This window comes from Streptomyces longhuiensis, from assembly GCF_020616555.1.
GTDB classification, from domain to species: Bacteria; Actinomycetota; Actinomycetes; order Streptomycetales; family Streptomycetaceae; genus Streptomyces; species Streptomyces longhuiensis.
Genome location: NZ_CP085173.1, coordinates 5263903 through 5278480, shown reverse-complemented (window position 1 = coordinate 5278480; position 14578 = coordinate 5263903). Strand labels below are relative to the sequence as shown.

At 71.2% G+C, this 14578-nt stretch carries 19 protein-coding genes; 13 read left to right on the top strand and 6 right to left on the bottom strand.

Annotation, left to right across the window (positions count from 1 at the left end):
- Positions 1–31 precede the first annotated feature (31 nt).
- On the bottom strand, positions 32–331 hold the full coding sequence (locus tag LGI35_RS24410; protein WP_227296488.1) for a hypothetical protein: 300 nt from the start codon (positions 329–331) through the stop codon (positions 32–34).
- Between the two features lie 298 nt (positions 332–629).
- On the opposite strand from LGI35_RS24410, the gene LGI35_RS24405 reads away from it, so the two are divergent.
- The 9 genes from LGI35_RS24405 (at position 630) to LGI35_RS24365 (ending at position 6054) form a co-directional block, all read left to right on the top strand.
- Positions 630–866 carry a chaplin gene (locus tag LGI35_RS24405; RefSeq protein WP_227296487.1) on the top strand — a complete coding sequence of 79 codons (237 nt, stop codon included), beginning with the start codon at positions 630–632 and terminating at the stop codon, positions 864–866.
- A 233-nt stretch (positions 867–1099) separates the two neighbouring features.
- The gene (locus LGI35_RS24400; protein WP_227296486.1) at positions 1100–1783 is read left to right on the top strand and encodes a hypothetical protein; all 684 of its coding nucleotides are present in this window, start codon (positions 1100–1102) and stop codon (positions 1781–1783) included.
- A gap of 268 nt (positions 1784–2051) precedes the next feature.
- The gene (locus LGI35_RS24395) at positions 2052–2336 is read left to right on the top strand and encodes a hypothetical protein (RefSeq protein ID WP_116513514.1); all 285 of its coding nucleotides are present in this window, start codon (positions 2052–2054) and stop codon (positions 2334–2336) included.
- Between the two features lie 91 nt (positions 2337–2427).
- Positions 2428–2670 carry a chaplin family protein gene (locus tag LGI35_RS24390; RefSeq protein WP_227296485.1) on the top strand — a complete coding sequence of 81 codons (243 nt, stop codon included), beginning with the start codon at positions 2428–2430 and terminating at the stop codon, positions 2668–2670.
- 193 nt (positions 2671–2863) lie between these two features.
- Positions 2864–3364, top strand: coding sequence for a DUF5949 family protein (locus LGI35_RS24385; RefSeq protein ID WP_227296484.1), 501 nt, complete (start codon positions 2864–2866; stop codon positions 3362–3364).
- A gap of 53 nt (positions 3365–3417) precedes the next feature.
- Positions 3418–4056: a vitamin K epoxide reductase family protein gene (locus tag LGI35_RS24380; protein WP_227300475.1), complete on the top strand. Its 639-nt coding sequence runs from the start codon at positions 3418–3420 to the stop codon at positions 4054–4056.
- 115 nt (positions 4057–4171) lie between these two features.
- Positions 4172–4678 (top strand): hypothetical protein, encoded by a 507-nt coding sequence (locus tag LGI35_RS24375; protein ID WP_227296483.1) that lies wholly within the window; start codon positions 4172–4174, stop codon positions 4676–4678.
- A gap of 41 nt (positions 4679–4719) precedes the next feature.
- The gene (locus LGI35_RS24370; RefSeq protein WP_341483382.1) at positions 4720–5157 is read left to right on the top strand and encodes a tyrosinase family oxidase copper chaperone; all 438 of its coding nucleotides are present in this window, start codon (positions 4720–4722) and stop codon (positions 5155–5157) included.
- A gap of 39 nt (positions 5158–5196) precedes the next feature.
- The gene (locus LGI35_RS24365) at positions 5197–6054 is read left to right on the top strand and encodes a tyrosinase family protein (RefSeq protein ID WP_227296482.1); all 858 of its coding nucleotides are present in this window, start codon (positions 5197–5199) and stop codon (positions 6052–6054) included.
- A 60-nt stretch (positions 6055–6114) separates the two neighbouring features.
- On the opposite strand, the gene LGI35_RS24360 is transcribed toward LGI35_RS24365, so the two are convergent.
- Together LGI35_RS24360 and LGI35_RS24355 are read right to left on the bottom strand one after the other, a co-directional pair.
- A complete protein-coding gene (locus LGI35_RS24360; protein WP_227296481.1) occupies positions 6115–6414 on the bottom strand; it encodes a chaplin in 300 nt (99 codons plus the stop codon).
- A 203-nt stretch (positions 6415–6617) separates the two neighbouring features.
- A complete protein-coding gene (locus tag LGI35_RS24355) occupies positions 6618–7748 on the bottom strand; it encodes a PP2C family protein-serine/threonine phosphatase (RefSeq protein WP_227296480.1) in 1131 nt (376 codons plus the stop codon).
- A 198-nt stretch (positions 7749–7946) separates the two neighbouring features.
- On the opposite strand from LGI35_RS24355, the gene LGI35_RS24350 reads away from it, so the two are divergent.
- Both LGI35_RS24350 and LGI35_RS24345 read left to right on the top strand, forming a co-directional pair.
- Entirely contained in the window at positions 7947–8468 is a 522-nt protein-coding gene (locus LGI35_RS24350; RefSeq protein WP_227296479.1) for a hypothetical protein, read from the top strand.
- 141 nt (positions 8469–8609) lie between these two features.
- Positions 8610–10094 (top strand): flotillin family protein, encoded by a 1485-nt coding sequence (locus LGI35_RS24345; protein ID WP_227296478.1) that lies wholly within the window; start codon positions 8610–8612, stop codon positions 10092–10094.
- 212 nt (positions 10095–10306) lie between these two features.
- Here the strand turns inward: LGI35_RS24345 and LGI35_RS24340 are convergent, their stop codons facing one another.
- A complete protein-coding gene (locus tag LGI35_RS24340; protein WP_227296477.1) occupies positions 10307–10915 on the bottom strand; it encodes a phosphatase PAP2 family protein in 609 nt (202 codons plus the stop codon).
- Positions 10912–11589, bottom strand: coding sequence for a DedA family protein (locus LGI35_RS24335; protein ID WP_227296471.1), 678 nt, complete (start codon positions 11587–11589; stop codon positions 10912–10914). The genes LGI35_RS24340 and LGI35_RS24335 overlap by 4 nt, the downstream gene beginning before the upstream one ends.
- 129 nt (positions 11590–11718) lie before the next feature.
- On the opposite strand from LGI35_RS24335, the gene LGI35_RS24330 reads away from it, so the two are divergent.
- Both LGI35_RS24330 and LGI35_RS24325 read left to right on the top strand, forming a co-directional pair.
- The gene (locus LGI35_RS24330; RefSeq protein WP_227296470.1) at positions 11719–12144 is read left to right on the top strand and encodes a BlaI/MecI/CopY family transcriptional regulator; all 426 of its coding nucleotides are present in this window, start codon (positions 11719–11721) and stop codon (positions 12142–12144) included.
- The gene (locus LGI35_RS24325; RefSeq protein WP_227296469.1) at positions 12141–13079 is read left to right on the top strand and encodes a M56 family metallopeptidase; all 939 of its coding nucleotides are present in this window, start codon (positions 12141–12143) and stop codon (positions 13077–13079) included. The genes LGI35_RS24330 and LGI35_RS24325 overlap by 4 nt, the downstream gene beginning before the upstream one ends.
- Positions 13080–13105: 26 nt before the next feature.
- Here LGI35_RS24325 and LGI35_RS24320 read toward each other — a convergent pair whose 3' ends face one another.
- Complete coding sequence (locus tag LGI35_RS24320; RefSeq protein ID WP_227296468.1) at positions 13106–14461, bottom strand: M64 family metallopeptidase; 1356 nt, start codon at positions 14459–14461, stop codon at positions 13106–13108.
- Between the last annotated feature and the right edge of the window lie 117 nt (positions 14462–14578).

Here is a 14578-nt window from a genome sequence, read left to right as displayed (position 1 = left end):
GTTTCCCTTCGTGCTGGAGGAGGGAAACGCGCTACGGCCTGGCGTCGACCGCTGCGCAGAGCACGCCGGTCCAGGCCGTGTCCCGCCGCGATGTCATCCGGAGGCCGAGCCCCGACCCCCGCTGTCCGATGCTCCGGCCGAGCGCGAAGGCGTCCGCGTCGTGGCCGAGGGTGTCGGCGTACGCGGGGACCCTTCGCGGCTGCGCGCGTCCCGGTTCACTGATGCTCTGCGCCTCCCGCGCGCCCGCGGCGCCACACGTCTTGGAATGCGCGACAGGAGAAACGGCGCCCACCGCCGTACGGCGCAGGTGCGAGCCCAGGTGATGACGCATGACCGATTCCCTTTCAGGGACAAAGAGCTTCTGAATCACGGAATGAGGATGCGAAAGTCACATGGGACGGGAAGCACTTCTGCGCCCCGCCTCGCCGGGCTGGGAGGTGAGCCACTGTAGCGACAGATGAGTATTTATCTGGGAAACCCGACATGTGTGTCGGAATGGTGAAAGCGGTGAAGCCCCCGCCGTGCAGTCACCCGATCGGGGGCGCAACCCCGCGCGGGTGGCACGCGTTGATCCACGAGCCGGGCACCCGCCCCGGAGACGTATCGACCGACCGAGGAGCACCTCCCCCATGTCGCGTACCGCGAAGGCCTTTGTCTTTTCCACCGTCGCCGCCGCCGCCCTGGCCGGCTCCGCCGGCGTCGCCGCCGCCAGCAGTGACGCGCAGGGTGCCGCCGCCCACTCCCCCGGCGTGATCTCGGGCAACACCGTCCAGGTTCCCGTCCACGTCCCCGTGAACGTCTGCGGCGACACGGTCGACGTGATCGGCCTGCTGAACCCGACGTTCGGCGGCCGCTGCGCCAACTGATCCGGCTCCCCCGGACCCTTCCGCGGCCGCCCCGTTCGGGGCGGCCGTTCTTGCGTTCGTTGCGCCATATGGGGTCGACGCCCGCAGACCCCCCGAATGGGCGCCTCACCTGGCACGACACGCCGAGAGACGAGGGTGATTCCTCACGGAATGTCGCCGTTCGCTTGCGGAACGCAATCAGTCATTCCACGGTGGTCACAAGATCGGACAGACACCACCGAAAAGGAACAAACATGCACCATCAGCCCGTACGGCGCATTGCCACCACCGCTCTTTGCGCGACGATCCTCCTCGGCACCGCCGCTCCCGCGATAGCCGCCGAAAGCGACCCGGGAAGCTCCAACAGCGTCGAGGCACTGCGCGCACCGGTTCCCGGAGCGGATGCGCTGCTGGGCCAGGTAGGCGCGCTCGGCAGCATGAGTTCCGTCGTGACCCCGGTCACGGACCTGCTCACCGAGGTCCTCAAGGCCGACGACGGAAAACTGTCCGCCGAGGCGGCACAGAAGCACGCGGACGCGATCAAGGCGGCCATCGATGCCGCCAAGGCCACCGTCCCCGCGGCCACCACCACACCGAAGTCGGCCGCCCCCGACGACGCCAAGGCCGCCCGGAAGGACGTGAAGGGCGACGCCCTGACCGCGCTCCAGACCGCCGTCGACGCGCTGATCAAGGCATCGACCGCGGGCGACGTCGCCGGTGTCGCCACCGCGGCTACGAACGTCGTCACCGCCCTGGTGAACCTGCTCGCGGCCACCCTGCTCGGCGGCGGGCTGCCCGCGCCGACGCTGCCCGGCCTGCCCAAGCTCCCCACGCTCCCGTCGACCGGACTCCCGCTCCCGTCCACGGCGTCCGTGCCGTCCACGTCCACGGTCCCGAAGACGCCGGTGCTCCCTCAGGCTCCCGCCCTGTCCAACTGACGGGGGCGCGCCCGCGGCGAAGCGGGCACCCCCATCCACCCGTCGCGCCGGTCCCGTACCGGCGCGACGGGCTTTTCACGTCCCTGCCGTGCCTGATCGGGCGCCCCGCGCCGACAATTCACCTCTTCCCAAATCTCATATGAGAACTCCGCGGCCCTTCATTCGAGTGGGTTCGGCAAATCCCCTGACCTCAGAGTTTCCGTTGCCGGGGACGCTCGTTGGATATTCCGTCGCTGGTGACAAATCGTCACCCCAAGGAAGGAACATGATGAAGCCCCTGAAGGCCGCCGCCGTCGTCGCCGGATCCATGGTCATCGCCGGTGCAGCCGCACCCGCGTTCGCCTCCGACCTCACGCCGACGAGCCTCAACGGCGCGGTCGACACCCTGAGCCACCAGTCGGTGCTCGACGCCCAGCCGCTGCACACCAACATGCTCGACACGGAGCGGGGCGGCTCGGTCCTCAACACGGTGCAGAACACGGCGGACAACGTGAACGACGCCGGCGCGGGCGCCCCGGCCGGACTTCTCGGCGGCCTTCCCCTCGGCAAGTAGCGATCTGCGCGGGCGTGCTCCTGCCACCCGCCGCACAGCTTCACAAGCTGCTTCACAAGCCGCAAAAACCCCAATTGGGAAGGTTTCAGTGATGAACACCGCCAAGAAGGCTGCTCTGGTCATGGCCGCCGCCGGACTCGCCGCGGGCGCCGCTTCGGGCAGCGCCTTCGCCCACGGCGCCGACGCGGCGGGTGAGGCGGCCGGCTCCCCCGGCGTCGGTTCGGGCAACGTCGCCCAGGTACCCGTCGACGTTCCGGTCAACGTCGTCGGGAACACCGTCAACGGCATCGCCGGCCTCAACCCCGCCTTCGGCAACCACGGCCACAACGGCTGACGCACCCCTTCGCGCACTCCTCGCGCGAAGCGGCACCCAGGCCGACGAGAGGCTGGTCCCACCGCGCCGAGCGGCCCCGGACCGGCCTCTCGGCATGTCCGGCCCGACCCCAATTCTCGTTCGAGTGGGGGCCGTTCCCCCAAGCGGGTGAAAGGTCGCCGGGGCGCCCTTCGAGCGTGGCTACGCTGCCGTGGTGACTTCAACGCCGACTGAGAACCGCGCCTTCCGCGCCATCGATCTGGGCACCCTCGCCGTCATCGCGTGGAGCGGCGAACACCCGGACGAGGAAGGGGACATGCCCTTCCTGCTGGCCTACTCCCTGGGGGACGGCGCGGGCGGGCAGGAGGCATCGACCGAAGCGGTACGGGCCCTGCTGGAGAACAACAGCCTGCCGGTCGGCAAGGTCGTGGACGCCACGCGCAACCCCAGCTTCCCCGTCTCGCTGCTCGTCGAGGCAGGCCAGGCCGTCGTCAACATGCCGTACCTCAGCGCCCAGTGCGTCGCGCCCCCCGAGTGGCTGGCCGCCGCGGCCGAACGCGGTTACGCGTACTTCGTGTTCACCACGCGCCCCTGGACCTCGGCGGTGCCCGGCAGCCCGGTCGCCGAGGAGGATCTCGCCTCGTTCGCGGGTGACGAGGCGACACTGACCGGCGCGGCCCACTGCCTGCTCCCTGTACGCAAGCTGCGCGTCTGACCGGAAGGAAGTGGCCCATGGGAAGCACGAACACCGAGGGACGCCCGGCCCGGATGCCGCGGCAGCCCGGCTCAACTCAGCACAGTGACAGCCTGGTTGAGTCGCCACGTGTCGCCCCGGAGTCCCGTTCCCTGGGTTTCGCGCTGCTCCTGGTGATCACCGGTGCGGCGGGGCTGCTCGCGGCGTGGGTCATCACGATCGACAAGTTCAAGCTGCTCGAGGACCCGAACTTCACGCCGGGCTGCAGCCTCAACCCCGTGGTGTCCTGCGGGAACATCATGAAGAGCGAGCAGGCGTCGGTGTTCGGGTTCCCGAACCCGATGCTGGGGCTCGCGGCCTACGCCGTCGTGATCTGCGTGGGGATGAGTCTGCTGGGGCGGGCGCGGTTCCCGCGCTGGTACTGGCTGACGTTCAACGCGGGCACGCTGTTCGGGGTCGGGTTCTGCACGTGGCTGCAGTTCCAGTCGCTGTACCGGATCAACTCGCTGTGCCTGTGGTGCTCTCTGGCGTGGGTCGCCACGATCGTCATGTTCTGGTACGTGACGTCGTTCAACGTGCGCAACGGGTTCCTGCCCGCGCCGTCCTGGCTGCGGTCGTTCTTCGGTGAGTTCACGTGGGTCCTGCCCGTGCTGCACGTCGGGATCATCGGGATGCTGATCCTGACCCGCTGGTGGGACTTCTGGACCAGCTGATACATACATCGGCCGAATGCACCGGGCGAGGGAAGTTTGCACTGATACACCCACCCGGTCGTTACTCCTTTCGCGGTGACAAGTACCGCGAAGCCCGAAAGGAACTGTGTCCGACATGAAGTCAACTGCCAGAGGGACGCTCGCTGTACTGGCCGGCTGCCTCGCCGCCGCGGGCGCGGGCGCCGCTCCCGCCGCCGCGGGCGAGCAGGTACCCGTAGCGGTTCCGCTGACCGGTGTGGAGAACGCGCTGCACGTGAAGGCGCCCGAGCTGTCGACCGGGGTACCGATCCCGATGCCGGGCGGGCCCGACGCCCCGCGCTTCGTGGCCGGGCGGATGCTTCCCGAGCCGCTGCTGCCGGCGGTTCCGCTCAGCAGCGAGCTGCCCGACACGCGGGTCGAGGCGCCGCTTTCCCAGGTGACGGGAGACCACGAGATCGATCACCTGGGCCTGACCACCGCGGGGTCCGACGTACGGACGGCCACCCCCGGGGCATCGGTGAACCCGCCGCTCACCGGTCCGATCGGCGACCGGTTCGGGCTGCCGGACGCGGCGCTGCCCGAGGCCGCGCTCGTCACGCCGCTTCTGACGACGGCGCCGGGAGCGGCGTTCGACATCGCGTGACCCGCACGCGCAGATCCTGAGGTCCGAAAGAGGAGACGCCAGTGGAAGCCGGTACCCCGCCTGTCGGTCTCGGTCCCGCCGGCCGAGGGCTCGTGACGCGCCGGACCATGGTGCGGCGGCTGATCGGGGTCGCGCTCGCCGCCGCCGTCGTGCCGGCCGCCGCCCTCGTCGGCCGGGCCTTCCGCCACCCGCAGGACGACCTGAAGGGCGCGGCCGACGGGGACTTCGAGGAGACCTACCACGGCCGCCACATCCGCGGGACTCGAGGGCAGGGCTCGATGACGCGCGCGCACATCGGGCAGCGGTCCGGGCACTGGGACGTCACGGTGGACGGCCGACCGCTGCATCTGATGCGTCGCGCCGACGGCAGTTATCTGAGCATGGTCGACCACTACCAGTCGTATCCCACCCCCCTGGCCGCGGTGAGGGGTGCCGTGGACGAGCTCGGCGACCAGATGCTGCGCCGGCGCGCGCTCTGAGCGCCGCGGCACAGACGAAGTTGAAGGACGGGGACGGCGTTGGTCTACACGCGGCAGAACCAGAGCTCGCTCACGGCGGCGCAGAAGAAGCGGTTCGTGTCCGCGCTGCTCGCGGTCAAACGCAAGGGGCAGTACGACGAATTCGTGCGCATGCACATGGAGTTCTACACCGGTGACGGGGACGGCGGGCAGCGGGTCGCGCACATGGCGCCGACCTTTCTGCCCTGGCACCGGCAGTTCCTCCTCGAATTCGAAAGCGCGCTGCAACGAGTGGATCCCGGAGTCTCGGTCCCTTACTGGGACTGGACGGTGGACCGCTCCCCGACGTCGTCCCTGTGGGGCGAGGGGTTCCTCGGCGGGAACGGCCGACGCTCCGACCGGCGGGTGATGACGGGGCCTTTCGCCTATGGGAGCGGCCACTGGCCCATCAAGGAGGGCGTGACGGAGAGCGAGTTCCTGACCCGGGACTTCGGCCGCCCCCACGATCCGATCGAGCTGCCCACGAAGCACGAACTGGCCTGGGCGATGGGGGATTCGCTGTACGACTCCGCGCCGTGGAACTCGACGTCATCGCGCGGGTTCCGCAACAAGGTCGAGGGCTGGACGTCGGGGGTGGGGAACAGCAAGTTCCGTAACCACAACCGGGTGCATCGGTGGGTCGGCGGGCACATGCTCGGGGCGGACTCCGTGAACGATCCGGTCTTCTGGTTCAACCACGCGTTCGTCGATCTGCTCTGGTCACGCTGGCGCCGGAAATACCCCGAATCAGCTCCCTATCTACCGGCCGCAGGATCGAAGGGGGCGTGGCGTGTCGTGACTCTTGACGAACCGATGCCACCCTGGAAAGTGAAGCCGAGTTCGATGATCGAGCACGGGCATTTGTATCGGTACGCATAATCCGCGTCACACATGAGAAAAGGCCCCCGCGCATCCGCGCCGGGGGCCTTTTTCGGGGTGTCAGCCGCCGTAGCCGCCGCCATAGCCGCCGTCGTCGCCGCCGTCGCCCACGTTGTCGTCCCCGACATTGGCGCAGGCGTTGCCGAAGGCCGGGTTCAGCAGAGCGATGACGTCCACGGTGTCGCCGCAGAGGTTGACCGGGACGTGGACCGGGGCCTGGACCGCGTCACCCGAGACGACACCGGGCGAACGGACAGCGTCACCCTGGGCGCCGGCGTCGGCCATGGCCAGGCCGGCACCGCTGATCACCACGGCGCCGGTGCCGAGCGCGACAGCGGCGGCCTTCGCGATGCGAGACATCACGTTCTCCTTTTTGCTGGACGGATACGGCCGCCAGATCGCGTCCGTATACCGGTTCAACGGACTCGCCCCGCCCAGGTAACGGCCTTAACGGCATCCATCCGACAGACCCCGATTTATGAGGATTCCAGCTCAATAGGCCGGCCGAGTTCTCTTGCGCGCGGCTGCCTGTGCCGAAAATTGGCGGCAATTCGTGGCGCGAATTATGACGGGGCGGACGGCACGAATGGTGGCGCGGTGTCGGACGGATCTTCGTGGCGGTGGCGCAGGAGAAGCATCGCCGCGTCGTCGTGCAGGGGGCCGGCCGCGTGGTGGACCAGGTCGGCACGCAGCTCCTTGAGGGCGGCCTCCGGGTCGGGATCCTTGAGGAGCGAGGCGCGGTCGCCGAGCGGGTAGAACTCTCCGGCCCGGTCCCGCGCCTCCGTGACGCCGTCGGTGTACAGCAGGATCTGGTCGCCGGGTGCGAAGTCCACCGTGTACGGCTCGGGCCCCTCCGCGCCGTGCACGCCGATACCGAGCGGCAGCGCGTACTGCGGCGGGCGCGGGAAGTGGGCCGAGCCGTCGGGGCGTACGAGCATGGGGGCCGGGTGTCCGAAGTTCAGGAACGTCACCTCGCTGCCGCCGCCCCGCACCTCGGCGAGCAGCGCGGTCACGAACTTCTCGCCATGCAGGTCCCGGTCGACGGCTCGCTCCAGGCGGCGGCTCAAACCGAGGAGTTCGGGCTCGTCGTGCGCGGCCTCGCGGAACGCCCCGAGAACGAGCGCCGCCGTCTCGACCGCGTCGAGCCCCTTGCCCTGCACATCGCCGATGATCACGCGTATGCCGCCCGGCGAGGCCACGACCTCGTACAGATCACCGCCGATACGGGCCTCCGCCACCGCCGACGTGTACGACACCGCCACCCGCAGCGGGCCGGCGCTGCGCGGCACCGGGCGCAGCAGAACGCGCTGGGCCACCTCCGCTATCGAGCGCACACTCGCCAGCTCGGCGTCCCTGCGGCCGCGCATCACGGCGGCGGCGATGCCCGTGGCCGTCACGCCGAGGACGCAGATGAGCGCCGTGTATCCCCGGCGCTCCCCCAACTGCCCGTCGTCGACGGCCAGGAGTGAGCACAGGGCCATGGCGATGCCGCCGATCCACGCCGTGCGCCGCCAGCTGCCCACGAGGCCCGCGAAGGCGGGGCCGAGCGACGCGAGCGGCAACAGGCCCCCGCCCGGACCGGAGGCGATGTCGGCGAGCGCGACCAGGGCCATGACCGCGTAGGGCAGGCCGGACAGCACGCCGTACGCCCTGCCTCTCCCCCGGTTTCTTTCCTGGCCCTTCGCCTCGGTCATACGCCACCCCGGCTTGACCAACGGCCGGTGCAGTGGCGAAAGTTCCCGCAACGGCCTCGCAAAGGGAGGCAAAACCCGGCATCAATGAACAGTAAAGATTGCCGGGATATGGCAATGCGCTCGCTCCGTTCGTGGTGCGAGGATGTGGCCATCACCGAAGGGGGCGGCCGGTACGGGTACGGCCGGAAGGGGGATGCGGTGACGGTTTTTCTGGGGCTCGGCATCGCGGGGCTCGTTCTGCTGGTGCTCGCTCTCGTCTTCGACGGCGTGCTCGAAGGACTCTTCGGCGGCGCCGGGTTCCTCGACGGGCTCTTCGACGGGCTGCTCTCGCTGCCGGTCGTCGCCGGGTTCGTCTCGATGCTCGGCTTCGGGAGCGCGCTCGTGCTCGGCACCACCGGCCTCGGGGCCGGGCCCGCCACCGCCGTAGGGGCCGGCGCGGGCGTCGCTGCCGGGTGGCTGACCTGGCGGCTGAGCCGGGCCCTGATGCGCGATCAGGACGGGGCCGCCCCGCGCGGCGACGACCTCGTCGGCACGGCGGGTTCCGTCGTCACGGCGATCCCGGCGGACGGCTACGGCGAGGTGCTGCTGCGGCTCGCCGGGCAGCCGGTGAAGCTCGCGGCGAAGAGCGCGGGGGCGACGGCCGTGGCGCGGGGCAGCGAGATCTGGGTCGAGGAGTCGCTCTCGCCCACGTCGGTCGCCGTGCGGCCCGTCCGACGCTGAGGCCCGTCCGACGCTGAGCGCCACGGCACTCCGCACCCGGTCGGCCGACGCCATCCGTGGAGCCGTCCACACGTGGCCCGCAGGGGCCGTCCATACGTAATCGATCCACCGTCCCCCAGGGGGCAGGAGGGGGGAATCACCATGAGCCCAGTGCTCATCTCCGTCATCGGAGTCGTCGTACTCGTCGTGCTGCTCGCACTCGTCGTCGTGACCCGCTACAAGGTGGCCGGGCCCAGCGAGGCGTTCATCGTCACCGGGCGGCGCGGCAAGAAGGCCACCGACCCGGAGACCGGACGGGTGTTCACCGACAACAGCGGCCAGAAGGTCGTGGTCGGCGGCGGCGTCTTCGTCGTCCCGTTCGTCCAGCAGAAGTTCACCCTCGACCTGTCGTCGCGGCACATCCCCATCGCCGTGCGCGGCGCGGTCACGCTGCGCGGCGTGAAGGCCAACCTCGAGGGTGTCGCCATCGTCAAGGTCGGCGGCACCGAGGACTCGATCCGGGCCGCGGCCCAGCGCTTCCTCGCCCAGCAGGGCGGCATCGTCGGCTTCACGCAGGAGGTGCTCTCGGGCGCCCTGCGCTCCATCGTCGGCCGGATGTCGGTCGAGGACATCATCCGTGACCGGGCCGCGTTCGCCGGGCAGGTCGCGGAGGAGGCGGAGGCCAGCCTGTCAGGCCAGGGCCTCGTCCTCGACGCCTTCCAGATCCAGGACATCACCACCGAGGGCTCGTACCTGGAGGACCTCGGCCGGCCCGAGGCCGCCCGCGCCAAGCAGGAGGCCGACATCGCGGAGGCGGTCGCGCGGCGCGCCGCCGAGCAGGCCCGTCTGAAGGCGGAGGAAGAGATCGCCATCGCGCAGCGGACCTTCTATCTGAAGCAGGCCGAGATCAAGGCCGAGACCGACGAGGCCGCGGCGCGTGCCGGGGCCGCCGGTCCGCTGGCCGAGGCCGCGCGCCGGCAGGAGGTGCTCGCCGAGCAGGAGAAGGTGGCCCAGCGCCAGGCGGCCCTGACCGACCGTGAGCTGGACACCCAGGTCCGTAAGCCGGCCGACGCCGCGCGCTACCAGGCCGAGCAGGAGGCGGAGGCCCGCCGCATCGGACTGGTCAAGCAGGCCGAGGCCGACGCCGAGCGGGCGCGGCTGACCGGTGAGGGCGAGAAGGCGCACCGTGCGGCGCTCGCCGACGCCGTCCGCCTCGAGGGCGAGGCCGAGGCGGCCGCGATCGGCGCGAAGGGTGCGGCCGAGGCGGAGGCCATGCACAAGAAGGCCGACGCGTTCGCGCGGTACGGCGACGCGGCGGTGCTCCAGATGGTCGTCGAGGTGCTGCCGAGCGTCGTCGCGAAGGCGTCCGAGCCGCTGAGCGCCGTGGACAAGATGACGGTGATCTCGACGGACGGCGCGAGCCAGCTGTCTCGTACGGTCGCCGACAACGTCGCGCAGGGCGTCGAACTCCTCAGCTCCACCACCGGGGTCGACCTGGCGTCGCTCCTGAAGGGGCTCACGTCGGGTTCGGTTTCCGGTTCGGGTTCGAGTTCGGGTTCGGGTTCGGGAGCTTCGGCCAAGGGGCAGGTGCCTGCTCCTGCGTCCGCCGCGGAGAACAACGGGCGGATCGAGGTCGCCGGGGAGTGACTCCGCCGGCAGCGACATCAGCAGGGCGGCGTCCGCCGTGTCCAGGTCTGCGGGGTTCCGGTCCTCCGGAGCCCCGGTCCTCGGGATCCCGGGTCTCGGGCCTCGGGCCTCGGGCCTCGGGCCTCGGGCCTCGGGCCTCGGGCCTCGGGCCTCGGGCCTCGGGCAGAGCTACGGGTATGGGACGCCGCCCTGTTTCGTCGCGCCCCTTCCCGTCACTGAGTCGACACCAGGGGCCGTAGGCGGGTCGTTCTCAGGCGGTCCACCAGTGGCGCTGCCCGGGTCGCGAGTGGACTGAGCAGGAGGGCCAGGGTGGCGCCCACGGCCAGGCCCACCGCCACGTCGTGCGGGTAGTGCACGCCGATCCACACCCGGGAGGCACCCATGAGGACCGCCGCCGGGACCGCGATCAGGCCGATGCGGCGGTCGGCGAGCAGCAGCGTGACGGCCGCGGCGGCGGCGATCACCGCGTGGTTGCTGGGGAACGACCAGTCCCCGAGTGCCGGGCACGCCTCCACGGTGACCGTGTGGAGCGTGCGGCACGGGCGCTGTTCGTCGACGACCGACTTGAGCAAGGAGTTCGCGACGTAGGCGACCACGACGATCACCGGGGACGCGAGGACCCGGGCCATCCGGACGCCGCCCTCGCCTCTCGCGCGCCACCACGCCGCGATCATCAGTACGGCGAAGAGCGCGAGCCCGTAGTCCGACCAGCCGGACACGACGGCGTTCACCGCGTGCGGAGTGCTGTGCGCCAGGTCGGTCACCCACGTGTAGAGACTGCCGTCCACGGACGCGCCGCCGAAGGCGAGAGGTGCGGTCATGGTGTGCCCTCCTCCGCGGCGTCACGCTCGCGTGACCTGGCGCGGGAGCGCCCCACCTCCAGGGCCAGCGGGATCAGGGAGACGATGACGACGAGGGCGACGATCGGCAGGAGGTAACGGTCGACGTTCGGCACCGACGAGCCGAGTCCGTAGCCAGCGAGGACCAGGCCGACCGTCCAGACGAGGCCGCCGACGATCTGCCACACCGTGAAGACCCGCGCCGGCACCCCGAGCGCTCCGGCCAGCGGGTTGAGCACCGTACGGACGACGGGGACGAAGCGGGCCAGGACGATCGCCTTGGCGTGGCCGTACCGATCGAGCAGCTCCTCCGCGCGGGCCGCTCCCTCATGCAGCCGCTTGGCCCTGCTGCGGGCGAGGAGCGCGCGGCCGCCGCGCCGGCCGATCCAGTACCCCGCCTGCGCCCCGGCGAGCGCGCCCACGACGGCGGCGGCCAGGACCTGCGGCAGCGAGAGGTGGACGGGCCCGTGCGAGCCGCCCGCGCACAGCAGGCCGGCCGTGAAGAGCAGCGAGTCCCCCGGCAGGAAGAACCCGACGAGCAGTCCGGTCTCCGCGAACAGGACGACGGCCACGCCGATGGCGCCGAAGGCGGCCAGGAGGGAGCCCGCGTCCAGCACGTTCACCGCTTGGGCGGCGGCGAGGGGGTCTACGGCCATGGGGGCCGCTCCTCTCAGTCGTCTCATAATGGGCTGAACGGCGGCCGCGAGTCGGCGCGCCGACCATACGACTACAGTCGTGTAGACGGTCTACTCAACTGTAGACGAAGAAGAGCGGAGGATCGTTCCATGGCCGAGGAGCAGGAACGGCGTCCCGCGGGCGAGCTCGAGGCGAGCGTCCTCGCCGCGCTCTGGGCCGCCGAGACACCGCTCACCCCCGGCGAGGTGCAGCGGGCGCTCGCCGACGACCTGGCCCGCACCACCGTGACCACGATCCTGACACGGCTCCACGCCAAGGGGACGGTCACCCGTGACCGCGCGGGCCGTGGCTACGCGTACCGGCCCGCGCAGGACTCGCACGGGCTCACGGCCCGCCGCATGCACGCCGAGCTCGACAAGGACGAGGACCGCGGCACGGTCCTGGCCCGATTCGTCTCCGAGCTGAGCACCGAGGACGAGCACATGCTGCGCGCGCTGCTCGACGGCGGAGCCGACAGCGGAGCGGGCAGCGGCGCCGACGGTGCGGGCGAAGACCGCGGGGGGACCAGCCGATGATCTTCGCCGTCTGGATCCCGCTGCTCATGCCGCTGCTCGCCGTGCCCGCCGCACGCCGCGCCGCCGAGTGGCTGCCGCCCCGCGCGGCGGCCTGGACGCTGGCGGGCTTCTCCGTCGTCCTCGCCGGATCCAGCACGGCCGCGCTCGGCCTCCTCGCCTCCGCCGGGGCGCTGCGGCTGCCTTCCGTGGCCGCCCTCGGGCATCTGTCGCCACCGCTCCTCGGCGACGGCTCCCCGGTGCTCGTTCCCGCGTCGGTCCTCGCCGCGCTCGCGCTGGCGGCGGGCGCGTTCGCGCTGGTCCGCACGGGGCTGCGGCAGCGGCGCGAGATGCGGGCGGCCCGCGCCGGGTCCGGCGCCGACGACGAACTCTCCGTACGGCCGGACGAACTCCCGTACGCCTACGCCCTTCCGGGGCGCCCGGACCGGATCGTCGTGACGACGGGGATGCTGCGGGCCCTCGACGCGCGGGAGCGCGAGGTGCTCTTCGCGCACGAGCGCGCGCACCTCGCGGGCCGCCACCATCTGTTCCTCGCGACGGCCGAACTGGCCGTCACCCTGCACCCGATGCTCCGCGGACTGCGCGAACCGCTCGCCTACGCGCTCGAGCGCTGGGCCGACGAGTCCGCCGCCACCGCGACGGGCGACCGGGCGCTCACCGCGCGGGCGATCGGCCGGGCCGCCCTCGCCGCGGCCCGCGTCCCGGGGGCCGGGTCACGGCCCCGTACGGCGCTCGCCGTCACGGCGGGTCCTGTGCCGCGCCGCGTCACCGCTCTGCTGAGCACGAACGCCGCGGTGGCCCGCCCGCGCAGGGCGCTGCGGCGCGCGCTGGCCTGCGCGCTCCTGGTGTGCGCGGCGCTCTCGGCCGGCGCGGTCGCCGACGCGGCCCACGACCTGCACGCGGGCGTGGAGGTCGCGCAGGGCGAGACCGGCCGCTGAACCGGCCCCCACGCGCGCGTGGCCCGTCACTTGCCCGTCTTCACCGTCCAGCTGACGCTGTTGGACGCCGCCCGGATCGCGGCCGGGTCCCGTAGCGACGCGCTGTTGTCGACGGCGGTCGCGGTGACGGTGTGCGTGCCCTTGCGCGCGCCGAGCTCCTTGCCGGTGACGGTGCGCTCGGCGGCGGCGCGGCGCACCTCGACCCCGTCGACGTACCAGTGCACGCGCACGTCGGACAGGCCCTTGGCGAGCGGGGCGAGGTCCACGCGGATGTGGTCCTGGGGGCGCAGGGTGCGGGTGGTGGGGGTGCGGGCCGTGAGCACGTCGGCGTCGCGGTAGAAACCGGCGATCATCGCCTCGCGGCCTACGAGGTTGAACTGCTCGGTGTCCAGGGCGCGCATGATCGAGTTCTGGGTCGGACGGTAGATTCCGTACTCGTAGTAGCCGCCGCCCTCGTACGCGCCCACGGTCCCGCCCGCCGGGTCGCTCTCGCCGAGCCAGCGGTACCACTTGGCCTTGGCGCCGGACATGCCGTCCGCCGTCAGGACGCTGGTGTTGGGCTCGACGGGCTCCTCGCCGGGGTACCTGCCGTAACCCGCGTACTGGTACTCGTCGGCCAGCAGGCCGATGGAGTGGCCCAGTTCGTGGGCGCCGATCAGGTACGAGCGGTCGTTGTCGGAGGACATCGTGGCGATGCCGGTGTGCCCGGCGGTCGACTGGAGGCCGCTGTAACCGGCGCCGCCGTACTTAGTGGCGTTCGAGACGACGAAGACGATGTCGGAGTCCGGGGCCTGCTGCGCGTACGAGTCGACCTTCTTCTCGTCGATGCAGAGCAGCCGCTCGACGTCGTCGCAGAAGAAGTAACTACTGAGCGCGGTGTCCTTGACGACGTCCTGGGTCGGGTCTCCGGAGACACCCGATTCGTTCGAGACCGTGTTGACGAGCCAGAAGTTGAAGAGGCCCTTGTAGCTCTTGTACGGCTCGATCGCGAAGATCGAATCGAGCTTGGACTCGGCGTCCTGCCTGAAGTCCTCCTGCTGGTCCGCCGTGTAGCCGTCACCCATGATCACGAGGTCGAGGCGCCCCTCGGAGGGGCCCGTCTTCTGCAGCGCGGTGACCTCGCCGTCCGGGGCGGCCGTCGCGGGCGCGCGCTTCTCCTTGCGGATCTTCGCCGGTACGGCCGCCGGAACTCGGACGTGCCGGCCCTCTGCGTGGGAGTCGGCGAAGTACTCGACCGTACGGCTCCCCGTGTCGGACCCGCCTGCGGCTTCGGCGGCGTCGGCGTGACCGGCGAGGCCCGCGCCACCGAGGGCGGCGGCCGCGAGGACACCGGCGAGGAGCGCGGCGGGCAGGGGACGGCGCGGGGACTTGGGTATCGGCACGAGGACCTCGGGTACTCAAGTAGGAGACATAAGTGCTGGGTTAATCAGACTTAATCGATCGCTCAACCTAGGGGGTGGCGTGATGGCTGACAAGGGGTGAGACTCAAGTGGCTTGCA